Source organism: Streptomyces roseirectus, assembly GCF_014489635.1.
Lineage (GTDB): Bacteria > Actinomycetota > Actinomycetes > Streptomycetales > Streptomycetaceae > Streptomyces > Streptomyces roseirectus.
Genome location: NZ_CP060828.1, coordinates 9,621,880 through 9,645,710 on the forward strand (window position 1 = coordinate 9,621,880; position 23,831 = coordinate 9,645,710).

Below are 23,831 nucleotides of genomic sequence, written 5' to 3' on the forward strand. Positions count from 1 at the left end.
GAAGGAGGACCGTCATGGATCAGCAGACCACACGCAGGGTCGAACACGAGATCGTCGTCGAAGCCCCGGCCCAGGACGTCTACCGGCTGCTCGCGGAGGTCGAGAACTGGCCCCGCATCTTCCCGCCGTCGGTGTACGTCGACTATCTGGAGCGCAACGGGAACGAGGAACGCATCCGCATCTGGGCCACCGCCAACGGCGAGGCCAAGAACTGGTCGTCGCGCCGCACACTCGACCCCGAGGCCCGGCGGATCGAGTTCCGCCAGGAGGTCTCCGCGCCGCCCGTCGCCGACATGGGCGGCACCTGGATCATGGAACCCGCCGGGCCGGCCACCACCCGGCTGCGCCTGCTGCACGACTACCGGGCCATCGGGGACGACCCCGCCGAGCTCGCCTGGATCGACGAGGCCGTCGACCGCAACAGCCGCTCCGAACTCGCGTCGCTCAAGGCCAGCATGGAACAGGCGACCGGGGCGGCCGAGCTGACCGTGTCCTTCGAGGACAGCGTCCGTATCGACGGCGCCGCCAAGGACGTCTACGACTTCCTCAACGAGGCCGACCTGTGGGTCGAACGGCTCCCGCACGTCGCCGCCGTCCGGTTCTCCGAGGACACCCCCGGACTGCAGGTGCTGCGCATGGACACGCTCACCAAGGACGGCACCACCCACACCACCGAGTCGGTGCGGGTCTGCTTCCCCCACCGCAGGATCGCCTACAAGCAGACCACCCTGCCCCCGCTGATGACCCTGCACACCGGCTACTGGCAACTGGAGGAGGACACCGCCGGGGTCACCACCGCGACCTCGCAGCACACCGTCGTCCTCAACGGCGCGAACATCCAGAAAGTGCTCGGCCCCGAGGCCGACGTCGCGGCGGCGCGCACCTTCGTCCGGGACGCGCTGGGACACAACAGCAGAGCGACGCTCGGACACGCCAAGAAGTACGCGGAAGCGCGGAGCGCCTGAGCCATGGCGGACGCGCCGCAGACCGGGACCCCGGACACCGACGTCGTGGTCGTCGGCGCCGGGCCGGCGGGCCTGATGCTGGCGGGCGAACTGCGCCGCGGCGGCGCCCGGGTGATCGTGCTGGAACAACTGGCCGAGCCGACCACGGAGTCCCGGGCCTCCACCCTGCACGCCAGAACCATGGAGATCCTCGCCGAGCGCGGGCTGCTCGAACGACTGGGACCGCTGCCCGGCGGCCCCGGTCACTTCGGCGGCCTGCCGCTCGACCTCACCGCCGCCGACCCCGGACACCCCTACGCCGGCCAGTGGAAGTGCCCGCAGACCCGCATCGAGGCCGTGCTCCAGGAATGGGCCGGCGCACTGGGCGCCGACGTCCGACGCGGCCGCGCGGTCACCGGCCTGCTCCAGCACCCGGACCGGGTGGACGTGGTGGCCGCCGGACCCGGCGGCCGTCCCGAGCGGCTGTCGGCGGCGTACCTGGTCGGCTGCGACGGGGAACGGAGCACGGTACGCCAACTGGCCGGCTTCGACTTCCCCGGCCGGCCGGCCACCCGGGAGATGCTGCGCGCCGACATCACCGGTGTCCGCATCCCCGACCGGCGCTTCGAACGGCACCCGGCCGGCCTGGCCACCGCCTTCCGCTGGCCCGACGGGACCACCCGGGTGATGGTGCACCGCTACGGACGGACACCGCGCTCACGCACCCGCCGCCCCGAGTTCGCCGAGATCGCCGCGGCGTGGGCCGAGGTGACCGGCGAGGACATCAGCGGCGCCACCGCGCTGTGGCGCGGCGTGTTCGACGACACCCTGCGCCAGGCCGCCCGCTATCGCCTGCACCGGGTGTTCCTCGCGGGCGACGCGGCACACGTCCAGATGCCGGTCGGCGGACAGGCCCTCAACCTCGGGCTGCAGGACTCCGCCTCCCTCGGCCCACGCCTGGCCGCCCGGATCACCGGGGCGGCCGGGGAACCGGTGCTGGACGGCTACCACGAGGAACGCCACCCCGCCGGCCGACGAGCCCTGACCGGCATCCAGGCCCAGGCGCGGCTGCTGCTGGGCGGGCCCGAGGTCGAGGGCCTGCGCTCGCTCTTCGGCGAACTCCTGCGCCTCGACACCGTACGCACCCACCTGGCCCGCGGAATCAGCGGCCTCGGCGCGCCACCCCCCGCCACCACCCCTTCCCCGCCCGCGGCAGCCCTGACGACACGAGACACGACACGAGAGAGGTCCGACATGACACGGCTCACCGGCAAGACGGCACTGGTCACCGGATCCAGCCGGGGCATCGGCAAGGCCACCGCGCTGCGCCTGGCACGCGAAGGCGCGCTGGTCGCCGTGCACTACGCGGCGAACCAGGACGCGGCCGACGAGACGGTCGCCCTGATCCAGAAGGAGGGCGGACGGGCCTTCCCCGTCCGCGCACCGCTCGGAGTCCCCGGCGACGTGCACGAACTGTTCCTCGGCCTGGAGGCCGGGCTGAAGGAGCACACCGACGGCACGGTGCTGGACATCCTCGTGAACAACGCGGGGGCGACGTCCGCGACCGGCAACGCCCCGGAGGACGTCACCCCCGAAGACTTCGACCACTACGTCGCCGTCAACGCCAAGGCGCCCTTCTTCATCGTGCAGCGGGCCCTCACCCTGCTGCCGGACGGCGGCCGGATCATCAACATCTCCTCCGGACTCACCCGGTTCGCCAACCCCGAGCAGATGGCCTACGCGATGACCAAGGGAGCCCTGGAACAGCTGACCCTGCACCTCGCACGCCACCTGGCCCCGCGCCGGATCACCGTCAACACCGTGGCACCCGGCATCACGGACAACGGCGGCCCCGTCTTCGACATCCCGGAGGCCGTGGAGCAGATGGCACAGCTGTCCGCCTTCAAACGGGTCGGCGAGGCCGGCGACGTCGCCGACGTCATCACCTTCCTGGCCACCGACGAAGCACGGTGGATCACCGGCGCCTTCATCGACGCGACCGGCGGGACGCTGCTCGGATGAGCGCCGCGGACACCCTGAACGAACTCGAGAAGCTGAAGGAACAGGCCCGCGGCGGACCGGATCCGCAGGCCACCGAACGGCAGCACGCGAAGGGAAAACTCACCGCCCGGGAACGGATCGAACTCCTCCTGGACAAGGACAGTTTCACCGAGCTGGAACCGCTGCGCCGCCACCGCGCCACCGGCTTCGGCCTGGAGGACCGACGGCCCTACACCGACGGCGTGGTCGCGGGCTGGGGCGAGGTCGAGGGACGGACCGTCTTCGTCTACGCCCACGACTTCCGGATCTTCGGAGGCGCGCTCGGCGAGGCACACGCACAGAAGATCCACAAGGTCATGGACCTGGCCGTCGCCGCCGGCGCCCCGCTCGTCTCGCTCAACGACGGCGCGGGCGCACGGATCCAGGAAGGCGTGTCCGCACTCGCCGGCTACGGCGGGATCTTCGCCCGCAACACCCGGGCATCCGGCGTGATCCCGCAGATCAGCGTCATGCTGGGGCCGTGCGCCGGCGGCGCCGCCTACTCACCGGCGCTCACCGACTTCGTCTTCGCGGTACGCGGCATCTCCCAGATGTTCATCACCGGCCCCGACGTGGTCCGGTCGGTCACCGGCGAACAGGTCTCCCACGACGGGCTGGGCGGAGCCGACGTCCACGGCCGGCACTCGGGTGTGGCCCACTTCGTCCACGACGACGAGGAGACCTGCCTGGCCGAGGTCCGCTACCTCCTCTCCCTGCTGCCCTCCAACAACCGTGAACTGCCGCCCCGCACCCAGAGCGACGACCCGCCGGACCGGGAGAGCGAGACCCTGCTCGCACTGGTGCCGCACGAGGGCAACCGCGCGTACGACATCCGCACGGTGATCGAGGAACTCGTCGACGACGGCGACTACATGGAGGTCCACGCCGCCTGGGCCGCCAACCTCGTCTGCGCCCTGGCCCGGCTCGGCGGCCAGGTGGTCGGGATCGTCGCCAACCAGCCCGCGGTCATGGCCGGCGTGCTGGACATCGACGCGAGTGAAAAGGGCGCACGGTTCGTCCAGTTCTGCGACGCCTTCAACATCCCCCTGCTCACCCTCGTCGACGTCCCCGGTTTCCTGCCGGGGGTCGGGCAGGAGCACGACGGGATCATCCGGCGTGGCGCGAAACTCCTGTACGCCTACTGCAACGCCACCGTCCCGCGCGTCTCCCTGATCCTGCGCAAGGCGTACGGCGGCGCCTACATCGTGATGGACTCCCGCTCGATCGGCGCGGACGTCGCGCTGGCCTGGCCCACGAACGAGATCGCGGTCATGGGAGCGGAGGCCGCCGCGGGCGTCGTCTTCCGCCGCGAGATCGCCGCCGCGCCGGATCCCGAGCACACGCGTCGGCAGAAGATCGCGCAGTACCGGGAGGCGCTGATGCACCCCTACCACGCGGCGGAACGCGGCCTCGTCGACGACGTCATCGACCCCCGCCGAACGCGCCCCGTACTCGTGCGCGTGCTGTCGATGCTGCACACCAAGGACGCGGACCTGCCGCGCCGCAAGCACGGCAACCCGCCCCAGTGAGGGGAACCGCCGCCGGTACACGGCCGCGCACCGGCCCCGCCACGACACGATGAATGGGGAACGCCCGATGAAAGTCGGCCTGCTCTTCGACCTGCGCAATCCCGCACAGTGGCACCGCCCCTGGCCCGATCACTACGCACACGCCCTGGAACTCTGCGAGGAGGCCGACCGGCGCGGCGCCGACGGCGTGTGGTTCACCGAACACCATCTCTTCGAGGACGGCTACCTCCCGCAGCCGCTGACGTTCGCGGCCGCCGCCGCGGCACGCACCCGCCGGGTCCGCATCGGCACCTCCGTCATGCTGCCCGCCCTGCGCGACCCCGCCCACATCGCGGAGGAGGCGGCCGTCGTCGACCTGATCAGCGGCGGACGGCTCGAACTCGGCATGGGCGCGGGATACCGGGTGCCCGAGTACGAGCTCTTCGGCGCCGACATCTCCCGGCGGTTCACCACGACGGAACGCCACATCGCCGAGATCCGCCGGCTGTGGCAGGAGAAAGCCGTCACCCCCGGCCCGGTGCAGGACCCCGTACCGCTGTGGGGAGGGTTCTACGGCCCCCGCGGAGGCCGGCTGGCCGGCCGGCTGGGCATCGGCCTGCTGCACATCTCGCACGACGTCTACGAGCACTACCGGGCCGGACTCGCCGAGGGCGGCCACGACCCGCGGCGCGCACGCGTGTCCGACCTGCTGCCCATCTTCCTGTCCGACGACCCGGAGGCCGCCTGGGCCCGCATCGCCCCCCACCTCGCACACCAGCTGAACTCCTACCAGCAGGCGTCGGTGGAGGGCACCGGCAGGCCCGCGCCCCCGCTGATCGACCCGGACGCGCTGCGCGACCGGACCTCCGACGCCCCGTGGGGAGCGCTCCAGGTCCTCACCCCCGAGGACGCCGCCGCCCGGATCCGGGAGATGACCGACGGCCTGCCCGTGGAACACCTCATCTTCTGGGCCGACATCGCGGGACTCCCCGACGACCTCGTGCTGCGCAACATGGAGCTCGTCTGCGAGAAGCTCCCCGCGCTGCTGCCCTCATGACCGCCCTGCCCGCCCCCGGCACCGGACCGACCCGCGAAGGGGCCCGCGGCCAGGACCCGAGGCTGTGGGGCCTGCTGTTCGTCCTCTCGGGCAACATGGTCCTGGACGCCCTGGAGGTCTCCGTCGTACTCGTGGCACTGCCCACGATCAGCGCGGACCTCGGACTGTCCCTGTGGCGGGTGCAGTGGCTGATGAGCGGTTTCGCCCTCGGCTTCGCCGCGCTGCTCGTGCTCGGACCGTGGGTGAACGCCCGGTTCGGGCGCCGGCGCGCCTACCTCGCGGCCATGTTCGTCTTCGCCCTCGCCTCGGTCGCCGGCGGCCTGACCGACAGCACGGCGCTGCTCATCGCCACCCGGGTGGTCAAGGGCCTCTGCGCCGCTGTCACCGCCCCCAGCGGACTGGCCATCATCAGCACGGCCTTCCGGGAACCGGCACAGCAGCGCCGGGCCGTCTCCGTCTACTCCCTGTTCGGCGCGGCCGGGTTCACCACGGGGCTGCTGCTGTCCGGCGTCCTGGTCGAGGCGGACTGGCGGTGGACGTTCCTGTTTCCCGCGCCCATCGCGCTGCTGCTGCTGTGGTACGGGCGCCGCCTGATCCCCGCCGTCCCCCGGACGCAGGCCCGGGCCTCGATCGACCTCACGGTGCTGCGGGACGGCCGGCTGGTGCGCGCGGCCCTGTGCGCGGCGGCGCTCAACGGCTCCTACATCGGGCTGCTGCTGCTCGTCACCTTCCAGACGGCGGGGCCCGACATCGCCTGGGCTCCCTGGCAGACGGCGCTCTGCCTGCTGCCCGCCTGCCTGCCGCTGGCCCTCACGGTGCCGTTCGCCGGCCGTCTCGTCGGCCGCTTCGGCACCCAGCGCCTCATCGCCGTGGGCGCCCTGACCCCGGTGGCCGGCCAGGCGCTCTACCTGTGGCAACCACAGGCCGAGCCGTACCCGGCCCGGCTGCTGCCCGCACTGCTCCTGGTGGGGTCGGGCTTCGTGCTCTCCTTCGCCGCCCTGAACATGCAGGCGACAGCCACGATCCCGGCCGCCGACCGGGGTTCGGCGGTGCCGCTCTACCAGACGGCGGTCCAGCTCAGCTCGGTCGCCGTGCTGCCGCTGGTCGCCCTTCTGCTCGCCTCGGCCGACAGCCGCCGGCCCGCGCTGGCCCTCATCACGGCGGTGGGCGCGGCCGGCCTGCTCATCGCCCTCACCGGGCTGCGACCCGGCACCGACCGAAAGGGACAGGCATGACAGAACCGGCCACAGCGGATCCAGCGCCCCCGGCCTCCGACACGGGGCCGATCCGGCTGACGGTGATCATCGCGAGCGTGCGCGAGGGGCGGCTCGGCCCCGTCGTCGCGACCTGGTTCACCGAACGGGCCACGGCCCACGACGACGTCGTCGTCCGGGTCGTCGACCTGCGCGCGTACCCGCTGCCCCTGGTCATGCCCGAGCCCGGCCACGCCCCGCCGCCGGACGCCGCCCGCGTACGGCGACTGCTGGCCGGACAGCTGGCCGAGGCCGACGCGTTCGTCGTGGTCACGCCCGAGTACAACCACACCGTTCCGGCGGCACTGAAGAACGCCATCGACTGGTTCCACGAGGAATGGGCCGCCAAGCCCGTCGGCTTCGTCTCCTACGGCGGGCTGAGCGGGGGCCTTCGGGCCGTGGAGCACCTGCGGCAGATCTTCGCCGAACTGCACACGGTCTCCGTACGTGACTCGGTGAGCTTCCACAACGCGTGGGACCGGTTCGACGAGCGGGGCCGTCCGCTGAACCCGCAGGACTGCGAAGGCGCGGCGAAGGTGCTGCTGGACCAGCTCACCTGGTGGGGGCGGGTACTGCGCCGGGCCCGGAGCGAACGGCCGTACGGGACATGACGGCGGACCGGACGACGGTGATCGCGCAGACGGCCGAGCACCCGCCGAAGGCCCTGGTGGACGCGCCCGCGCCCTTGCTGGCGGGAGAGGACGAGCGGGAACCGGAGGAGTCGCACATCCTGCGCGGCATCGACTGAGACCGCGGGAGCGGGAAGGAGCGGCCCCGGCCGGCGGACGGCAGGAGAGCGATGCCGTCCGCCGGCCGAGGCCGGGCCCGGGAGCGGACGTCAGGACCAGGGCAGCACCAGCGCCCCCCACGCCACCACCGGCCCCAGCGCCACGATGCCCGTCGTGTAGCCGATGACCTGGCGGTAGAAGCGCCGGGGATCGACGCCGCGCGCGTTGCTGAGGACGAGCGCCCCGTTGGTGGAGAAGGGCGAGGTGTCGACGATGGTCGTGGAGACGGCGAGCGCGGCGATGAGGCCGGCGGCGCTGAGGTGGGAGGAGAGCAGCAGGGGGACGGCGATCGGGATGATCGCGGTGAGGATCGCCGTCGAGGAGGCGAACGCGGAGGTGACGGCCACGGTGAAGCAGAGCAGCAGGGCGACGACGAGCGGCGCGCCCAGGTTCGCGGCGTGCTCGGAGACGTTCTCGATGACGCCGGCCTTCTCCAGCATCGCGATGTACGTCATCATCCCCGCGACCAGGAGCAGCGTGGACCAGCTGACCCCGTCGACGGCCTTCTCCTGCCGCTTCATGTCCACCAGCGCGAGCAGCGCGCCCGCGGCCAGCGCGAGGAACCCGATCTCCAGGTGGAAGCCGAGCGCGCCGACGACCAGGGCCAGCAGACAGCCGAGGGTGAGCCACTGCCGCCAGTCGGGCCTGCCGGAGACGCCGAGGTCGTCGTCCCCGGCCTCCCGCACCACGCCCTCGGCCAGCGGCGCCGGACGCTTCGCCAGCAGGACGTAGGTGAGCACCGCCAGCAGCAGGTTGATCACGAAGCTCGCGGTGAACAGCGTCACCGCCGACACGTGCAGGTCGGTCTTGTCGACGAGCCCGAGCACCAGCGCACCGGACACGGCCAGCGGGGAGAACGCCCCCGCATGCCCGCCGCTGATCACCATCATGCCGACGACCAGCGGATTGAGCTTGTACCGGTAAGCGAAGTTCATGCCGATCGGCGCGAGGATCGCGACCGCCGCCGGGGTGAACGTCCCGAACGCCGTCAGCAGCGCCGCCACCAGGAACAGCACCCAGGGAATGAGCTGCACCCTGCCCCGCACCAGCCGCACCCCGGCCAGCACGAGCCAGTCGATGGTCCCGTTGCGCCGGGCGACGGAGAACAGGTACGTGACACCGACGATGGTGACGAACAGCTTCGCCGGGAACCCGTCGAACAGCTCGTCCTCGGTGAGGCCCAGCGAGGCGGTACCGACCGCGAAGGTGGCGACGAAGGCGAGGATGCCCAGGTTGATCGGCAGCACGGTGCCGACCACGAACATCACCAACAGGGCGCCTATGGAGATCACTTCAGCAGACATCTTTGTCCTTGGTGCGGGTGGGGACGGGGAGACGCGCACCCGAGGGCACGCGGACGTCCCGGTGCGGCCGGCGGGGGACCGGCCCGGCCGGGACGAGGATCGTCGCGGCTCAGGCGGCCCTGACACCGCCCGAATGCGGAACGTAGATCCGGGCGTCGGCCAGCAGCCGCGCCGCCCGCCGCACGGTGACCCGGCGCGGCAGACCGTCCTCGACGTCGGCGCAGCGCACCGCGACGACGCCCGCCGGCGTGCCGACGCGCAGCCACTCGGAGGTCGGCCCGCCCGCCGCCCGCGCGACCACGGACCCCTCCAGCAGCCCGGCCGCCGCGACCGCGACGGCGGAGGTCAGCCCGATCGCGGGGTGCGGCGCGTTCATGGAGAGCATCCGCACCGACACGTCGTAGTCCCCGGCACCGACCGGCTCCCCGAGCGTGGTCGTGTACGGCGCGGGCGGGCCGACCAGCCCCACCTTGGGCACCGCGTCCCCCGGCTCCGCACCCGCCGCCACCAGCCCCATCAGCACGGCGGCGGCATGCCGGACCGAGCGCAGCCAGGCGACGTCCGCGCCCATCCGCTCCAGCGACTCGACCCCGGTGCGCCCGGCGCTCGCCGCGTCGACCAGGACCACCGGGGCGCCCGCAGTCACCATGCTCACGCGCACCGGCCCGGCACCGCCGACCCGCAGCTCCTCGGCGGCGCGCCCGGTGGGCAGCAGCGCGACGGCAGGATCCCGGAAGGTGAGGCCGACCCCGACCCCGCCCGCCCGCGTCCCCGGCACCGTCTGGCTGCCGAAGTGGCTCACCACACCCCCGGGCGTGTCCACGAGCCCTTCCAGGACCGCGCCCGTGTTGGTGTTGCGCATCACCACGCGCGTCCGGTCACCGGTGACCGGCACCAGCCCCTTGGCCACCGCGTACAGGGCCACGCCCGTCGCACAGTTGCCGCAGTTGCTCGTCCACTCCACCGCCCCCGTCCCGATGCCGACCTGCGCGAACAGGTAGTCGACGTCGACGCCGGGCTCGGGGGAGACGCCGACCACGGCCGCCTTCGAGGTGGTGGGGGTCGCCCCGCCCACCCCGTCCAGCTCGACGGGGTCGGTGGCGCCGTACGCGGCGACCAGCAGTCGTTCGAGGTCGGCGCGGTCGGCGGGGACCTCGACCTGGCTGAACAGCCAGCACTTGCTGGTGCCACCACGCACCAGGGTCGCGGGAATGTGCACGTCTGAAGCTCTTCCTGGATCAAGGGGAGGGAAGACACCGAGACCGCGTGACGGCCGTGTTGCGGGCCGGTGAACAGCTCGGTGACTGCGCAGACCTTGACAGAGGCGTGCCTTCGGAACAATCGCAGTTCGCTTCACCAGGGTTTAGCTCGGCTAAAGTCACCGGCATGCTCAACGTCCGCCGCCTGCTGCTGCTCACCGAGGCCACCGAACGCGGTTCGCTCACCGCCGCCGCGCAGGCCCTCGGCATGACCACCTCCGCCGCCTCCCAGCAGATGTCCCTCCTCGAACAGGAGGCGGGCCAGCCCCTCATCGAGCGCCTGCCCCGGGGCATCCGCCCCACCCCGCCGGGCGCCGCCCTGGCCGAACGCGGCCGGGCCATCCGCCGTGAACTGCGCGCCGCCCAGGCCGACCTGGACTCCTTCGCCGCCCTCGACCAAGGCACCCTGCGGCTCGGCTCGTTCCCCACCGCGAGCGCGTCCCTGCTGCCGCTGGCCCTCACCCGCTTCCGCCGCCGCCACGCCGGGATCCGCATCGAGGTGCGCGCCGGAGTCCTCGCCGAACTCCGGGAGATGCTGCACACCGGCGAAGTGGAGCAGGGCCTGCTGTGGGACTACGAGTGGAACCGCCTCGACGACTCCTCCCTCGCCCTCACCCACCTCCTCGACGACCCCACCGTCCTCGTCGTCCCCGCCGACTCACCCCTGCGCACCCACCCCGCCGCACGCCTCAGCGACCTCGCCGACCAGGAGTGGATCATCCGCGCCGACAACCACCCCGTCGCCGACGTCCTGCGCCGCAGCTGCCGCCAGGCGGGGTTCGAGCCGCGCATCGCCTACTCCTCGCACGACTACCAGGAGGCCCAGGCCATGGTCGCCGCCGGCCTCGGCATCGCCCTTGCACCCCGCCTCGCCCTCACCAGCCGCCGCAGCGACGTCCGCCTCCTGCCGTTCGCCTCCGACGTCCCCGCCCCCACCCGCCGCATCCTCCTCGCCCGCGCCGCGACCCGCCCCGCCACCCCGCCCGCACAGGCGATGGCCCGCGTCCTGCGGACGGTGGCACAACGGTTCACCGCGCCGGACCTGCACCGGACACAACTCGGCGCGGTGCGGAGGGGATGACGGCGAGCAGGTGCCGCGAGTCAACTGCCTCGCAGCACCGGCGAGTTGACTACTAACGCTTCAACTCCCGCCCCCCGAACGGCCCCGTCCCCGTCACCTCGGCCCACCACATCCCCAGGCTCTCCTGGTCCAACGCCCCCCACTCCGGCGTCTCCAGGACCAGCCCGCGCCCGAGCCGCCGGCCCAGCTCCACCATGGCCTGCCCGGACGGCGCGCGGTCCGCGTCGTACGCGGCCAGGGCCTCCGTCCAGGTCGCCGTCGAGGTGAGCGCGGCTTCGAGGACGGTGGCGTCCTGGAGCGCCTTGACGGCGCCGGCGCCGGTGTGCGGGCGGGCGACCGTCGCGGCGTCGCCCACCAGGAAGGCCCGGCCGACCGCGTAGTGGGGCGCCGTGAAGTCGTACAGGGGCTGGAGGAAGAGTTCGTCGTGGGTCGTCGCGCGCACCAGGCCGCCCCAGAAGGCGGGCAGCAACTCGTCGGCCACATGGGCGAGATGGGCGCGCAGCCCGTCGCCCGCCGTGCCGGGCGGCAGGCTCGTCGGCGTCCGCATGCCCTGGTCGAGGCCGGCCGGCGGGACGGTGTAGAGGACCCAGTTGACGCGGTGCCCGCCGGCCCCGTCCGGGATGCGGTACACGACGAGATGGCCGCCCGGGAAGACGACGTACGCGCACTCGTCCTCGGCCCACAGCTCCGCGTCGCCCAGCCGCTCCACCGGGTAGGCGCCGCGCCAGGCCAGGTAACCGGCGTACTCGGGCAGGACGTCGGCGTACAGCGCGGCCCGGACGGTCGAGCGGTAGCCGTCCGCGCCGATCACCACGTCGTAGCGCTCGGTCCGCCCGCCCGCGTGCACCTCGGCGCCCCCGGGCGTGAACTCGACGGCCTCGATCGCCGAACCGGCCCGGAAGTCCGCCGTCGCCGGCACCCGGCCGCGCAACTCCCGCCACAGCGGACCCCAGTTGTAGCTGTGGAACGGGAACGGATCCGTCGCGATCGCCCGGCCCAGGGGGCTGCGGACGTCGCTGTCGTCGCGGACGTACCAGCGCCGGCGGGTTATCGGCACCCACGGGACGGCCGCGTCGATGTACCCCGCCGACTCCAGCTCCGCGTGCCGGGCGTTGTGCACGGCCACCCCGACGCCGCGTTCGGCGAGGCCGTCCGCCGCGCGCTCGTACACGGTGATGTCCTCGGCCCCGCCGCGCTCCAGCGCGATCGACGCCGCGCACCCCGCGATGCTCCCGCCGACGATCGCGACCCTGCCACCACGCATGCCACTCACTCCCAGTTTGCTGTTGTGCACGCCGCGATCCTAGGCGGACGACCGCGAACTCCCCGGCGCCGGGCGGCCGGAGAGGGCGGACGCGGCCAGCGGACGGGGCGCGCCCAGCGGCGGATCGCGTCGACCGTGTCCTCCGGCCTCGCGCACCGTCTCCCGGCTCGCGGCGACCCGCGCCGGCAGGGTGTCCTCGCCGTACTCCGGGTGCCGGGCGAAGCCGATGAGGACTGGATCCAGCCCGATGTCCGTGTTCCCCACGCCTGATGTATCCGCATACCGTCCGGTGACGGCGGTGCGGATGGCCCTCACCGGCGCGCAACCGCTGCCCGCTCGCGCCCCGGCGTGCGCTCCCGCCGGGGCAGGAGGAGCGGCGTCGCCAGGACGAGCAGACCGGCGGCGACGAGCGCGGTGCGGGGGCTGGTCACGTCGGCGAGGAGCCCGGCGAGCGCGGTGAGGACCGCGATGGACGCCTGCTGCCCGATCGACCAGGCCGACAGCGTACGGGCGACGAGATGCCCGGGGGTGTGCGCGAGCCGGTACGTGGCGAGCACCGGCGCGAACAGGCTCATGTTGACGATGATCGCCAGCTCCACGGCCATCACGGTGACGAGCCCGACGACACCGGGCCCGACGAGGACCAGGCCGATCAGCCAGACGGCCCGCAGCGCGCCGGCGGTCCGCAGCACCGCGTCCTGCCCGTAGCGGGCCACGACCGGGCGGGCCAGCCGGGAGCCGATGAGCCCGCCGACACACGGAACGGCGAAGGCGAGGCCGTACTGCCAGGGCGAGAACCCGAGCCCGCGCAGCATGAGCACGGCCAGCAGTGGCTCGGTGGCCATGATCAGACCGGAGACGAGCACGGTGTTGAGGTAGAGCGCCCGCAGCCCGGGATGGCGCATGATGTGCCGCCAGCCGTCGAGCCACGCACCCGCCCGCGCCCGGCCCTCGCCGGCAGCCGGCGGCGCCTCCTCCTTGCCGCCGATCGCCGCGATGCCCAGCGCGGACAGCAGGTAGCTGAGCGCGTCGGCGAGCACGGTGGCGACCGGCCCGAACACCCCGATCGCCGCCCCGCCCAGCGGCGGACCGACCGCGATGGAGCTCCAGTTCGTCGACTCGAACCGCGCGTTGGCCACGAGCAGGTCGTCCGGCCGCACGAGGGCCTTGAGGTAGGCGCCGCTCGCCGCACTGAACGCGATCTTCGCAGTGGCGACCACGGCCGACACCACGAGCAGGTGGACGAAACCGAGCCGCCCGAACGCGTAGGCCACCGGGACCGTCGCCATGGCCGCGCACCGGACCAGGTCCATCCCGATCATGACCGGGCGCTTGCGCCGGAACTCCACCCACGGCGCGAGCGGCACCGCGAGCAGCGCGCCCACCGCGGGCCCCACCGCCGACAGCGCGGACACCTCGGCGGGCCCCGCGTGCACCACCAGCACGGCGATCAGGGGCAACGCCCCGAACCCCAGCCCGGACCCGTAGGCGCTCACCGCGTACGCCGCCCACAGCCACCCGAACCGCCGGCCCAACCGCCTCCTGCCCGCCATCCCCGCACACCTCTCGGAACAAATCCACATTGACCGGCGAGAGCTAACCGAGCAGCACAACCGCAGGTCAAACAACCGTCCGGCCGCCAACCCACAACCATCCGTTGTTCACTAAGGTGACCGGCGTGGACCTCGAAGCCGTACGCACCTTCGTCGCCGTCGCGGAAGCGGGCCGCTTCCAGGAAGCCGCCGCCGACCTGTCGATCACCCAGCAGGCCGTCTCCAAGCGCGTCGCCCTGCTGGAGAAGAACCTGGACGTGCGCCTGTTCACCCGCACCGCCCGAGGCTCACGGCTCACCGTCGACGGACAGGCGTTCCTGCCGCACGCCCGTGAACTGCTGCGGGCGGCCGAGCGGGCCGACGCGTCCGTCCGCCCCGGCCGGCGCGCGCTGCGCGTCGACGTCGTCAACCGGCGGGTCGTGATGGCGGGACTCGTCCAGGACTTCTACCGCCTGCGCCCCGGCACCGAACTCGACGTCCTGAGGCTGGACACCGACGTCGAGGGCGCGATCGCCGCCGTCGACGCCGGCACGATCGACGCCACCTTCCACGCGGTCCCCCCGCAGCAGCACCTGCCCGACGGGATCAGGACGGCCCGGGTGATCGACGAACCGCACCAACTCCTCGTCGGACCGCGCCACCCGCTCGCCGACGCCCGCGCCGTCACCCCGGGGGAACTCGCCGGCCACCGGATCTGGATGCCCGGTCTGGACGCCCGAGGCGAAGTCGCCGTCTACTACGACGAACTCGCCGCCGCCTTCGGCCTCACCATCGACGTGGTGGGACCCGTCTTCGGCAACGAGGCGCTGCTGGACGAGATCGCCGACTCCGCCGACCTGGGGACCCTGGTCGGCGAAGGCTCCCGGTACCTGTGGCCGGACAGCTACGACCTGCGGCGCGTACCGATCCGGGATCCCGCGCCGGTCTACCCGCTCTCCCTGATCTGGCGCGCCGACAACCCCCACCCCGCGCTCACCGAACTCCGCGCCCACCTGCTCTCCCGGCGGACGAGCCCACCCGGCACCGACGTCTGGACACCTCGGTGGTCACGGCCCGGCCGGTCCCAGTAGGGTCGCCGCATGGAGGGGCACCCGGTCGTGGTCGTCGTCGGTTATCCCGGCGCGGAGTTGCTGGACATCGCCTGCCTGACCACGGCGTTCGACTACGCGAACCGGGCCGGGGCCACCCCCGCCTACCAGGTGCGCGTGGTGACGCCGGGCGGCGGGGCGATCGCGTGCCAGTCCGGGCTGACGCTGCGGGCGCAGGGCGCGCTGGAGCGGTTCCGGGGCCCGCTGGACACGGTCGTCGTGTCGGGCGGCGAGGGACACGAGGCGGCTGCCGCGAACGGCGGGCTGATCGCCCACGTCCGCAGGCTGGCCCGCGTGTCCCGACGTGTCGCGTCCGTGTGCACCGGCGCCTCGGTGCTCGCCGCGACCGGACTGCTCGACGGCCGCCGGGCCACCACGCACTGGCTGTTCGCCGACCTGCTCGCCGCCAGCTACCCCGCGGTCGACGTCGACCCGGCGCCCGTCTACATCCGCGACGGCCGGGTGACGACGGCGGCCGGGGTCACCAGCGCGCTGGACCTGGCGCTGGCGTTCATCGAGGAGGACCACGGCGGCGAACTGGCCCGGCAGGTGGCCCGCGGCCTGGTCACCTACCTCCAACGGCCGGGGAACCAGGCCCAGATGAGCATGTTCGTCGCCGCCCCGGCCCCCGCCGACGACCTGGTCCGCGACCTCGTGGCACGGGTGCGCGCCGCGCCGGAAGCCGACCTGCGGATCACCACGCTCGCCGCCCGCGCCGGCGTCAGCGAACGCCACCTCACCCGCCTCTTCCTCGCCCACACGGGACAGACCCCGGCCCGCTACGTGCGCCTCGCCCGCACCGAGGCCGCCGCCCGGCTCCTCACGTCCAGCCGGCTGTCCCTGGCCCAGACAGCCGCCCGCTGCGGCTTCACGTCCGCCGAGACGCTGCGCCAGGCGTTCGTCGCCCTGTACGGCGTCACGCCGTCGCACTACCGGGCCACCCAGACCGGTCAGGCCACCGCCACCACGACGGCGCCGATCCCCAGCGGCACGTCCAGCAGCACGCAGAACTCGGCCAGCGACCTGGGCACCACCTCGTCGCGCAGGTAGTGCCGCAGATCCCACGCCGCGTGCGCCATCAGCGCGAGACCGGCCAGCGCCAGCCCGAGCCGGGGCGCGAGGAACAGCGCGGTCACCGCGAGAGAGCCGTACCCGAGCAGGGCGACGGTCTGCGCGGTCAGCACCGGCCGGGACGCGCCCGTCACCACGCCGACGACCACGAGCGCCCCAGCCGCGCCCCCCACCCCGCCCCACCACACCAGCCCGGCCACCTCGCTCACCACGACCACCACAGACCCACCGGCGATCCCCGCCCACGCGATCCACGGCCGCCCCCACGCCGCCGCGCCGAGATAACACAGTGCGGCCACACACAACGTGATCGCCACCGACTCCCGCTCCACCCCGGCGGCGAACTGGAGCCCGGCAGCCACCAACCCGAGCACACTCGGCCAGCGATACAGAACCCCGCGCCCCTCACGGGCTCCGGCGTCCACGGTCACGGATCTCATCATCGTCATGCCGACGACCGTGCCCGCACCCCACCCACCGCGTCGAGCCCACCCCGACCGTCGGTCCGAAATCCTGGGACACCTGTCGGACAGACCCGGCCCCGGCGCGGCGTCCCGCTCACCGCACCCCCCGCTCCGTCCGCAGGAACGCGGCGGCGAGCAGGCCGAGGCCGCAGAACGCCGCCCCCGTGAGCATCACGAGGGACGGTCCCGAGTGGTCGAGGGCGAGGGCGCCGGTGAGGGCGCCGAGGGCGATGGAGATGTTGAAGCACAGGACGTAGAGGGAGGTCGCCGCCTCGCGGGCCCGGGGCGCGCTGCGGAAGACCAGGGTCTGGAGGGCGACGGGCAGCGCGGAGTAGGCGAACCCCCAGGCGAGGAGGAAGAAGAGGGCGCCGGGCAGCCATGAATCGGTGAGCAGCAGGAGGGCCATCGACGCGCCGGTGCAGGCGAGAAGGGCGAGGAGCACGGTGCGCAGCGCGGGCCCGCGTCCGATCAGCGTCCCGGACAGGAAGTTCCCGGCGACCCCGGCGACGCCGACGCCCAGCAGGAGCACACCGACCGCGTCCGACGGCACCCCCACGTTGCGCAGCAGGAAGGGCGTGACGTACGTGAACGCCGCGTAGTGCCCGACGACGACGATCGCGGTCACCGCAAGGGCCGTGCGCAGGTTCCCGGCCCGCAGCAGACGCGGCAGCTCGGCGAGGTGCACGCCGCCGCTCGGCGGCATCGGCGGCACGAGCAGGACGGTCGCGGCGAGGGCGACCGCGCTGCACGCGGCGAGCCCCCAGAACGCCGCACGCCAGTCGAGCCACTGCCCGACGACCGTCCCGAGCGGCACCCCGACGACCGACGCGAGGGAGATCCCGGAGAACACGACGGCCGTCGCCCGCACGGCCCGCTCCGGCGGCACCAGCCGTACGGCCACGCTCGCGACGATCGCCCACAGCACACCGTGGATGAACCCCACCAGCAGCCGCACCAGCATGAGCCACGCGTAGCCCGTCGCCGTCGCGGTCAGCACGTTGCCGACGACGAACACGGCCAGGACGACGACCAACAGCCGCCCCCGGTCGAGCCGGCGCGTGGCCGCCGTCAGGAACGGCGCGAGCGCGCCCGCGAACAGGCCGTACAACGTCACCGTCAGCCCGACCGACCCCTCCGAGACACCCAGGCCGGCCGCCATCTCGGGGAGCAGGCCGATGGGCATCGTCTCCGTCGTGGTCACGGTGAACACGCCGAACGCGACGGCGAGGACGGCGAGCCAGGGCCTGCGGCCGGGGGCGGGCGGGACGGTTTCGACGGCGGGCGGTGACTGCCGACTGCGCGAGGACGCCAACGTTTCGCTCCGGGACGGTGGGGGCGGTCGCCTCCATCCTCACCGAGACCGGCAACCGCACGGACAGCCGGGGGTCAGCTGTCCCCGAGTCCGCCGCGCGCCTCACCGAGCCGACCGGCCCCGCCCGCTGACACCGAGGCAGGCGAGGCTCCCCGGACATCACCGCGACGCGACGGGCCCCGCGTCGCCCGCGCCGGGACGACGAGAGTGCCTGGCCCGGACTCCCGGCCCGGCTGCCCGCAAGGCCCCGTGCCGCAGCCGCACCCGTCCGCCGCCCTGGGCGCGCAGCACCCCTCGCCCCGCCAGGCGTCCCGCCCCTCCTTCACCGCGACGACGGCGATGACGAGCGCGGCGACCGGATCGGCCCAGGACCAGCCGAGACCGGCGTTGAGCAGCAGACCGGCCAGGAGGACGCCGGAGAGGTAGGTGCACAGCAGTGTCTGCTTCGAGTCCGCGACGGCCGAGGCGGACCCGAGTTCACGCCCGGCCCGGCGCTGCGCGGCGGACAGGAACGGCATCACGGCCAGGGACAGCGCGGCGAGCCCGATCCCGGTGACCGACCGGTCCGCCTCCCCGGCACCGGCCAGCGCACGGACCGCGTCGACGCCCACATAGGCGGCCAGCGCGAAGAACGAGAGGGCGACGATCCGCAGCGCCCGCCGCTCGCGCCCCTCCCGGACGGTGTGGTCACCGGCCGAGAACTGCCAGGCGATCGCGGCGGCCGAGGACACCTCGACGACCGAGTCCAGCCCGAACCCGATGAGCGCGGACGACGAGGCGGCGGCCCCGGCGCCCAGCGCGACGACCGCCTCGACGACGTTGTAGCCGATCGTCACGCCGACCAGCACCCGTATCCGGCGGACCAGCAGCTCGCGCCGGACCGGCGAGGGTCCGACGGGGATCGACACCACGTCAGCAGCACCCCTTCGCGTCGGCGTCGGGGCAGCTCCGGTCCGCCTCGACCGCCACCACGGCGGCCCGCAGGTCGTCCAGGGCGCGCCCGAGGCGTTCGTCGGCGAGCTCGTAGCGCGTACGGCGGCCGTCGGGGACGGCGACGACCAGACCGCAGTCCCGCAGACACGCCAGGTGGTTCGAGAGGCGGGTGCGTGAGATCCCGAGCGTGTCGGCGAGGTCCGCCGGGTGGGCGGGGGCCTGTCGCAGGGCGAGCAGGATCCGGCAGCGGATCGGGTCGGCGAGCGCGCGGCCGAAGCGGGCCAGCACGTCGATGTCGGAGGCGACGGTCAGCATCCCACGACAGTACAGACAATCCTGAATTCAGGAAACCCTGAACTGTCGTGGCGGGTGTCCGGCCGACGCCGCCCGCACCCGCGCCGCCTCGCGCACCGCGCCGGTGTTGGCCTTGCCCTGCCGGGAGCCGGCGAGTTTGGCCCTGATGTGGTCGCGGACGAGGACCGGCTCGTAGGCGAGGCCGTCGTCCGCGTCGAGGTGGCTGGGGAGGGTCGAGACGACGGCGTCGATGTTGCCGTCGTGGAAGTAGGCGACCGAGCGGCGGCGCCGGACGGTGCCGTCGACGACCGGGGGCTTCACCCGGTGCAGGGTGGACATCCAGCGGTCGTTGGTGAGGCGGGCGGTGAGGTCGCCGAGGTTGACGAGGAGGGCGCCGTCGACGGGGGAGACGTCGTGCCAGGCGCCGTCGGCGGACAGGACCTGGAGCCCGGGGACCTGGTCGGCCCACAGGACGGTGACGAAACCGAAGTCGGTGTGCTCGCCCATGCCGGTCAGGTCGCCGTCGAGGGCGGCGCTGCCGTCCGGGAGGGCGTAGTGGTTCATCGGTTCTTCCCTTCGTGGATACCCCGTCCTTCAGGGCGGGGAGGGAACGAAGCTCCTGCGGAGCAGGGCAAGAAAAGCCGGTTCGCCGCCAGGGCGGACCGGTGTTCATCCCCAACTGTCCGCGCTCCGTCACAAACTGATGCAGTAATATGTGAGCCGTGAAGACCGCCCACGTGAAGCGGGCTTTCAAGTACCGCTTCTACCCGACCGATGCGCAGGCAGCCGAGTTGTCGCGCACGTTCGGATGCGTGCGGAAGGTCTACAACCTCGCCCTCGCGGCGCGCACCGAGGCGTGGACGCGGCAGGAGCGGGTGAACTACGACCAGACGTCGGCGATGCTGACGGCCTGGAAGAAGACCGAGGAGCTCGCGTACCTCAACGAGGTCTCCTCCGTCCCGCTGCAACAGGCCCTGCGCCACCTTCAGGTGGCGTTCACGAACTTCTTCGGCAAGCGGGCGAAGTACCCGCGGTTCAAGTCGCGGAAGAAGTCGCGGAAGTCCGCCGAGTACACGACCAGCGCGTTCCGGTTCCGGGACGGGAAACTGACTCTGGCGAAGATGGCAGAGCCGCTCGACATCGTGTGGTCCCGTCCGTTCCCCGAAGGTGCGGCGCCGTCCACGGTGACCGTGTCGCAGGACGCGGCCGGACGCTGGTACGTGTCCATGCTGGTCGAGGACCCGACGCTCAAGCCACTCCCCGCCATCGATACGGCCGTCGGCGTGGACGTCGGACTCAACCACCTTCTGACCCTGTCGACCGGGGAGAAGGTCTCCAACCCCCGGCATGAGCGCAAGGACCGTGCCCGTCTGGCCAAGGCCCAGCGGCAGCTTGCCCGCAAGGCCAAGGGTGACGGCGCCAACCGGCGCAAGGCCCGTCAGAAGGTCGCCAAGGTGTACGCCCGAATCGCCGATCGGCGCCGGGACAACCTGCACAAGCTGACCACTCGGCTCGTTCGTGAAAACCAAACGATCGTGATCGAGGACCTCACCGTTCGGAACATGGTGAAGAACGGCAGACTGGCCCGCGCCATCAGCGACGCGGCGTGGGCCGACTTCCGGTGCATGCTCGAATACAAGGCAGTCTGGTACGGGCGCGAAGTGATCGCGGTCGACCGCTGGTTCCCTTCGTCCAAGCTGTGCTCCACCTGCGGCACCTTGCGGGACAAGATGCCGCTGAGCGTCCGTGAGTGGACGTGCGACTGCGGGACGACCCACGACCGGGACGTCAACGCGGCGAAGAACATTCTGGCGGCCGGGCTGGCCGTGTCTGTCTGTGGAGCTGGTGTAAGACCTCAACGGAGAACTCCGGGCGGGCAGTCGGCGACGAAGCAGAAACACCTACGGCGCGAGCCGTAGGAATCCCCTCCCTTCAGGGAGGGGAGGAAGCCAACCGCAGCACGTCCACCGAGTGGTCGGTGATCCCGGCGAAGAAGCCGGCCGGCAGGCCGAGCGCGTCGGCGAAGACCGACGTGAGCGTGCGCGCGACCCGGCCCGCCTCGGCGAAGTACGCCTCCGTCCGGGCGCGGAACCCCTCGACGTCGGGCCAGACGTTGATGCCGTAGTCGTCCTCGGACAGGTCGAGGTGGGGGAGCGACCGGGCCTCCGTGCCGACGTTGAACGCCTCGAAGAAGTCGTTCATGCGCCCGGCGGACTCGACGCCCAGACTCAGGCTCAGCGACTCGCTCCTGGGCGGGCTGTACCCGCGGTTGGCGCCCTCGACGCGGTAGGACTTCTTGACGTCGGCCGGCAGGGCGAAGAAGCCGTCCACGGCCTCCTTCAGGCCCTCCAGTACGGCGTCCGGGATCCCGTGGCCGAGGACCTGGACGAAGCCGACCGTCGAGCAGGCGGCGTCCATCAGCCGGCTGACCTGGGCCTTCTCCTCCGGTGTCCCGGCGTGCGTGTAGGGGCTGATGTCGACGACCGGGACCGCGAAAGCGGGGCGGGACATGGGCTCTCCTCCTCGGGGTGCCGTCACGCGGCCGGCGCGGGCAGGAGTCGGCGGCGGTCCTCGCATTCTCCCAGGCACGCCGACGCCGCGTCATCCGACGAGACGCCGGCGCCGCGTCATCCGGCGAGCGCGCTCACCCCGCCGCCCGCCCGAGCTTCGCCGCCACCGCGTCCAGCACCCATTCGAGCCCCGTCGAGAACGTGTCCTCCGCGTCCATGTCGGTGCCGTCGTGGACGGCCTGGGAGAGGGAGGGGAAGCGGCCGGTGGCGAGGAGGCGCGTGACGTGGGGGCCGTGGGCGCGCTGCCAGGCGTGCTTGGAGAGGCCGGAGGCGCGCTCGGCGCGGAGGTCGGCGATCTCGCGGCGGATCGCGCCGGTGGTGTACGCGCTGACCGTTCCCACGGCACGCAGCACGGTGTCGATGTCCGTGAGGCCGGTGAGCGCGGAGAGGGTCGACTCGGTGACGGCGAGACCGTTGGGGCCGAGGCCGGGACGGCCGCCGAGGAGGTCGGCGAGCCATTCGTGGCGCAGGGCGGCGTGCCGGGTGCGGTGGGCGAGCGTGCGCAGCGCCTCGCGCCAGTCGCCGGGCGGCGACTCGGGCAGGATCTCGCCCTGGACCTCGTCGAGCATGAGGTCGTACAGCTCCTCCTTGGTCGCGATGTACCCGTACAGCCGCATCGGCCCGGCGCCGAGCCGGGCGGCGACCTTGCGCACGGACACCGCGTCGAGCCCGCCCTCGTCGGCGAGTGCGACGGCGGCGGCGACGATCCGCTCCCGGTCGAGCGGCACGGGGCGGTTCGGCGGCTCCGGCCGGTCCCAGACAGTCATGGTCACATCGTACTGTTGCGATACGGCGTAGCGAGAAAATACAGTGTATCGACATGAGACAGCGTATCGCCGTGGTCGGCGCGGGCCCCGCCGGCCTCACCTTCGCCCGCGTCCTGCACCGCCACGGCCACCCCGTCACCGTCCTCGAACGCGACCCCGCCCCCGACGCCCGCCCGCAGGGCGGCACCCTGGACCTGCACGAAGGGCTCGGTCAACTCGCCCTGGAGAAAGCGGGCTTGCTCGCCGAGTTCGACGAACTCTCCCGCCCCGAGGGCCAGTCCATGCGCATCCTGGCCCCCGACGGCACCGTCCTGCGCGACTGGCCCGCCCGCCCCGGCGATCGCGCGAACCCCGAGATCGACCGGGGCCGGCTGCGCGACCTGCTGCGCGGCCCCCTCGACGTCCGGTGGGGGAGTGCGGTGACGGCGGTGACGCCGGGCACCCCAGGCGGCGTCCGCGTCGACCTCGCCGACGGCCGTCAGGAGGTGTACGACCTCGTCGTCGGCGCGGACGGCGCCTGGTCGCGCGTCCGCCCGGCGCTCTCGCCCGCGACGCCGCGCTACACCGGCGTCACCACGGTCGAGACGTCCCTGGACGACGTCGACGCCCGCCACCCCGGCCTCGCCCGGCTGATCGGCGACGGCTCGCTGGCCGTGTACGGCGTCCACCGCGCGATCGTCGCCCAGCGCAACAGCGGCGGGCACGTCAAGGTGTACGCCCAGTACCGGGCGCCGCTGGAGAGCCGGCCGGCGTCCGACGCCGACGCCGTACGGGCGGGGCTGCTGGACCTGTTCGCCGGCTGGGCCGCCCCCGTCCTCGAACTCCTGCGCCACGGCACCGAGTTCACCCACCGCCCGCTGTACGTCCTGCCTGTCGGCCACACCTGGACCCACCTCCCCGGCGTGACGCTCCTCGGCGACGCCGCCCACCTGATGCCACCGCTCGGCGCGGGCGCGAACCTCGCCATGCTGGAGGGCGCGGAACTCGCCGAGACCGTGCTCGGCACCGGTGACCTGCGCACCTTCGAGCAACACATGTGGGCCCGCGCCGAACACTGGGCGAGGATCACCACCACCGGCCTGGACCGCCTCACCGGCCCGGACCCCGCCCGGGCGATCGCCCACTTCGACGAGGTACAGCCCGCCTGAGCCCCGGAAGGGTGCCGCATATACATCCAATGTCTGAAGGGAAAAGCGCAACTACTGCCCGCACTCTAGACAGCGAGACCCGGCTCCTCCTATAAATCCATCCGATGTCTACCTCGCCGATCAACGGAGCTGC

23 protein-coding genes and 1 pseudogene are annotated in these 23,831 nt (G+C 72.9%); 12 read left to right on the forward strand and 12 right to left on the reverse strand.

The window, feature by feature from the left end:
* Positions 1-14: 14 nt before the first annotated feature.
* The 7 genes from IAG44_RS41450 to IAG44_RS41480 all read left to right on the forward strand — a co-directional run bounded on the left by IAG44_RS41450 (position 15) and on the right by IAG44_RS41480 (position 7,550).
* Positions 15-965, forward strand: coding sequence for an aromatase/cyclase (locus IAG44_RS41450; protein WP_187752161.1), 951 nt, complete (start codon positions 15-17; stop codon positions 963-965).
* Positions 966-968: 3 nt separating this feature from the next.
* Positions 969-2,966, forward strand: coding sequence for an SDR family oxidoreductase (locus IAG44_RS41455; protein ID WP_187752162.1), 1,998 nt, complete (start codon positions 969-971; stop codon positions 2,964-2,966).
* Positions 2,963-4,513, forward strand: a complete 1,551-nt coding sequence (locus IAG44_RS41460) for an acyl-CoA carboxylase subunit beta (protein ID WP_187752163.1) — start codon at positions 2,963-2,965, stop codon at positions 4,511-4,513. Before IAG44_RS41455 ends, IAG44_RS41460 begins: the two co-directional genes overlap by 4 nt.
* 67 nt (positions 4,514-4,580) lie before the next feature.
* Positions 4,581-5,549: an LLM class flavin-dependent oxidoreductase gene (locus IAG44_RS41465; protein WP_187752164.1), complete on the forward strand. Its 969-nt coding sequence runs from the start codon at positions 4,581-4,583 to the stop codon at positions 5,547-5,549.
* Positions 5,546-6,784 carry an MFS transporter gene (locus IAG44_RS41470; protein ID WP_187752165.1) on the forward strand — a complete coding sequence of 413 codons (1,239 nt, stop codon included), beginning with the start codon at positions 5,546-5,548 and terminating at the stop codon, positions 6,782-6,784. The genes IAG44_RS41465 and IAG44_RS41470 overlap by 4 nt, the downstream gene beginning before the upstream one ends.
* Positions 6,781-7,413 carry an NADPH-dependent FMN reductase gene (locus IAG44_RS41475; RefSeq protein ID WP_187752166.1) on the forward strand — a complete coding sequence of 211 codons (633 nt, stop codon included), beginning with the start codon at positions 6,781-6,783 and terminating at the stop codon, positions 7,411-7,413. The genes IAG44_RS41470 and IAG44_RS41475 overlap by 4 nt, the downstream gene beginning before the upstream one ends.
* Entirely contained in the window at positions 7,410-7,550 is a 141-nt protein-coding gene (locus tag IAG44_RS41480) for a hypothetical protein (protein ID WP_187752167.1), read from the forward strand. The genes IAG44_RS41475 and IAG44_RS41480 overlap by 4 nt, the downstream gene beginning before the upstream one ends.
* Positions 7,551-7,640: 90 nt before the next feature.
* Here IAG44_RS41480 and IAG44_RS41485 read toward each other — a convergent pair whose 3' ends face one another.
* The gene (locus IAG44_RS41485) at positions 7,641-8,882 is read right to left on the reverse strand and encodes an SLC13 family permease (RefSeq protein ID WP_187753114.1); all 1,242 of its coding nucleotides are present in this window, start codon (positions 8,880-8,882) and stop codon (positions 7,641-7,643) included.
* 121 nt (positions 8,883-9,003) lie between these two features.
* Positions 9,004-10,113, reverse strand: coding sequence for a PrpF domain-containing protein (locus tag IAG44_RS41490; RefSeq protein ID WP_187752168.1), 1,110 nt, complete (start codon positions 10,111-10,113; stop codon positions 9,004-9,006).
* 167 nt (positions 10,114-10,280) lie between these two features.
* Here IAG44_RS41490 and IAG44_RS41495 point away from each other — a divergent pair, with 167 nt between their 5' ends.
* Complete coding sequence (locus tag IAG44_RS41495) at positions 10,281-11,234, forward strand: LysR family transcriptional regulator (protein ID WP_187752169.1); 954 nt, start codon at positions 10,281-10,283, stop codon at positions 11,232-11,234.
* 52 nt (positions 11,235-11,286) lie between these two features.
* On the opposite strand, the gene IAG44_RS41500 is transcribed toward IAG44_RS41495, so the two are convergent.
* The 3 genes from IAG44_RS41500 to IAG44_RS41510 are packed head-to-tail and all read right to left on the reverse strand — an operon-like array spanning position 11,287 to position 14,051.
* Positions 11,287-12,498, reverse strand: a complete 1,212-nt coding sequence (locus IAG44_RS41500; protein WP_187752170.1) for an FAD-dependent monooxygenase — start codon at positions 12,496-12,498, stop codon at positions 11,287-11,289.
* 39 nt (positions 12,499-12,537) lie between these two features.
* Positions 12,538-12,762 carry a hypothetical protein gene (locus IAG44_RS41505; RefSeq protein ID WP_187752171.1) on the reverse strand — a complete coding sequence of 75 codons (225 nt, stop codon included), beginning with the start codon at positions 12,760-12,762 and terminating at the stop codon, positions 12,538-12,540.
* Positions 12,763-12,809: 47 nt separating this feature from the next.
* On the reverse strand, positions 12,810-14,051 hold the full coding sequence (locus IAG44_RS41510; RefSeq protein ID WP_187752172.1) for an MFS transporter: 1,242 nt from the start codon (positions 14,049-14,051) through the stop codon (positions 12,810-12,812).
* A gap of 125 nt (positions 14,052-14,176) precedes the next feature.
* Here IAG44_RS41510 and IAG44_RS41515 point away from each other — a divergent pair, with 125 nt between their 5' ends.
* Together IAG44_RS41515 and IAG44_RS41520 are read left to right on the forward strand one after the other, a co-directional pair.
* Entirely contained in the window at positions 14,177-15,121 is a 945-nt protein-coding gene (locus IAG44_RS41515) for a LysR family transcriptional regulator (protein WP_187752173.1), read from the forward strand.
* 9 nt (positions 15,122-15,130) lie between these two features.
* Positions 15,131-16,189 carry a GlxA family transcriptional regulator gene (locus IAG44_RS41520; protein ID WP_187752174.1) on the forward strand — a complete coding sequence of 353 codons (1,059 nt, stop codon included), beginning with the start codon at positions 15,131-15,133 and terminating at the stop codon, positions 16,187-16,189.
* Here the strand turns inward: IAG44_RS41520 and IAG44_RS41525 are convergent.
* From IAG44_RS41525 to IAG44_RS41545, 5 genes and pseudogenes are all read right to left on the reverse strand, one after another.
* Complete coding sequence (locus IAG44_RS41525) at positions 16,090-16,659, reverse strand: hypothetical protein (RefSeq protein ID WP_223006848.1); 570 nt, start codon at positions 16,657-16,659, stop codon at positions 16,090-16,092. The two genes, IAG44_RS41520 and IAG44_RS41525, sit on opposite strands and share 100 nt — an antisense overlap.
* Before the next feature lie 109 nt (positions 16,660-16,768).
* A complete protein-coding gene (locus IAG44_RS41530; RefSeq protein WP_187752175.1) occupies positions 16,769-17,986 on the reverse strand; it encodes an MFS transporter in 1,218 nt (405 codons plus the stop codon).
* 245 nt (positions 17,987-18,231) lie between these two features.
* Positions 18,232-18,897: pseudogene (locus tag IAG44_RS41535) on the reverse strand (cation efflux transmembrane domain-containing protein); the annotation flags it as partial.
* Position 18,898: 1 nt separating this feature from the next.
* The gene (locus IAG44_RS41540) at positions 18,899-19,234 is read right to left on the reverse strand and encodes an ArsR/SmtB family transcription factor (RefSeq protein ID WP_187752177.1); all 336 of its coding nucleotides are present in this window, start codon (positions 19,232-19,234) and stop codon (positions 18,899-18,901) included.
* A gap of 27 nt (positions 19,235-19,261) precedes the next feature.
* Positions 19,262-19,777, reverse strand: coding sequence for a 2OG-Fe(II) oxygenase family protein (locus IAG44_RS41545; RefSeq protein ID WP_246562979.1), 516 nt, complete (start codon positions 19,775-19,777; stop codon positions 19,262-19,264).
* A gap of 158 nt (positions 19,778-19,935) precedes the next feature.
* On the opposite strand from IAG44_RS41545, the gene IAG44_RS41550 reads away from it, so the two are divergent.
* Positions 19,936-21,132, forward strand: a complete 1,197-nt coding sequence (locus IAG44_RS41550; protein WP_187752178.1) for an RNA-guided endonuclease InsQ/TnpB family protein — start codon at positions 19,936-19,938, stop codon at positions 21,130-21,132.
* 13 nt (positions 21,133-21,145) lie between these two features.
* Here IAG44_RS41550 and IAG44_RS41555 read toward each other — a convergent pair whose 3' ends face one another.
* Both IAG44_RS41555 and IAG44_RS41560 read right to left on the reverse strand, forming a co-directional pair.
* On the reverse strand, positions 21,146-21,724 hold the full coding sequence (locus IAG44_RS41555; RefSeq protein WP_187752179.1) for a 2-oxoglutarate and iron-dependent oxygenase domain-containing protein: 579 nt from the start codon (positions 21,722-21,724) through the stop codon (positions 21,146-21,148).
* A gap of 133 nt (positions 21,725-21,857) precedes the next feature.
* Positions 21,858-22,550, reverse strand: coding sequence for a TetR/AcrR family transcriptional regulator (locus IAG44_RS41560; RefSeq protein WP_187752180.1), 693 nt, complete (start codon positions 22,548-22,550; stop codon positions 21,858-21,860).
* 53 nt (positions 22,551-22,603) lie between these two features.
* Between IAG44_RS41560 and IAG44_RS41565 the strand changes: the two genes are divergently transcribed.
* Positions 22,604-23,698 (forward strand): FAD-dependent oxidoreductase, encoded by a 1,095-nt coding sequence (locus tag IAG44_RS41565; protein ID WP_187752181.1) that lies wholly within the window; start codon positions 22,604-22,606, stop codon positions 23,696-23,698.
* The last annotated feature ends 133 nt before the right edge of the window (positions 23,699-23,831 follow it).

Coding starts and splice junctions, on each gene's coding strand:
- IAG44_RS41500 (WP_187752170.1), bottom strand. CDS start 12,498: ATGCGTGGTGGCAGGGTCGCGATCGTCGGCGGGAGCATCGCGGGGTGC.
- IAG44_RS41480 (WP_187752167.1), top strand. CDS start 7,410: ATGACGGCGGACCGGACGACGGTGATCGCGCAGACGGCCGAGCACCCG.
- IAG44_RS41465 (WP_187752164.1), top strand. CDS start 4,581: ATGAAAGTCGGCCTGCTCTTCGACCTGCGCAATCCCGCACAGTGGCAC.
- IAG44_RS41450 (WP_187752161.1), top strand. CDS start 15: ATGGATCAGCAGACCACACGCAGGGTCGAACACGAGATCGTCGTCGAA.
- IAG44_RS41555 (WP_187752179.1), bottom strand. CDS start 21,724: ATGTCCCGCCCCGCTTTCGCGGTCCCGGTCGTCGACATCAGCCCCTAC.
- IAG44_RS41495 (WP_187752169.1), top strand. CDS start 10,281: ATGCTCAACGTCCGCCGCCTGCTGCTGCTCACCGAGGCCACCGAACGC.
- IAG44_RS41520 (WP_187752174.1), top strand. CDS start 15,131: ATGGAGGGGCACCCGGTCGTGGTCGTCGTCGGTTATCCCGGCGCGGAG.
- IAG44_RS41540 (WP_187752177.1), bottom strand. CDS start 19,234: ATGCTGACCGTCGCCTCCGACATCGACGTGCTGGCCCGCTTCGGCCGC.
- IAG44_RS41560 (WP_187752180.1), bottom strand. CDS start 22,550: ATGACTGTCTGGGACCGGCCGGAGCCGCCGAACCGCCCCGTGCCGCTC.
- IAG44_RS41455 (WP_187752162.1), top strand. CDS start 969: ATGGCGGACGCGCCGCAGACCGGGACCCCGGACACCGACGTCGTGGTC.
- IAG44_RS41510 (WP_187752172.1), bottom strand. CDS start 14,051: ATGGCGGGCAGGAGGCGGTTGGGCCGGCGGTTCGGGTGGCTGTGGGCG.
- IAG44_RS41460 (WP_187752163.1), top strand. CDS start 2,963: ATGAGCGCCGCGGACACCCTGAACGAACTCGAGAAGCTGAAGGAACAG.
- IAG44_RS41565 (WP_187752181.1), top strand. CDS start 22,604: ATGAGACAGCGTATCGCCGTGGTCGGCGCGGGCCCCGCCGGCCTCACC.
- IAG44_RS41545 (WP_246562979.1), bottom strand. CDS start 19,777: ATGAACCACTACGCCCTCCCGGACGGCAGCGCCGCCCTCGACGGCGAC.
- IAG44_RS41470 (WP_187752165.1), top strand. CDS start 5,546: ATGACCGCCCTGCCCGCCCCCGGCACCGGACCGACCCGCGAAGGGGCC.
- IAG44_RS41525 (WP_223006848.1), bottom strand. CDS start 16,659: ATGACGATGATGAGATCCGTGACCGTGGACGCCGGAGCCCGTGAGGGG.
- IAG44_RS41475 (WP_187752166.1), top strand. CDS start 6,781: ATGACAGAACCGGCCACAGCGGATCCAGCGCCCCCGGCCTCCGACACG.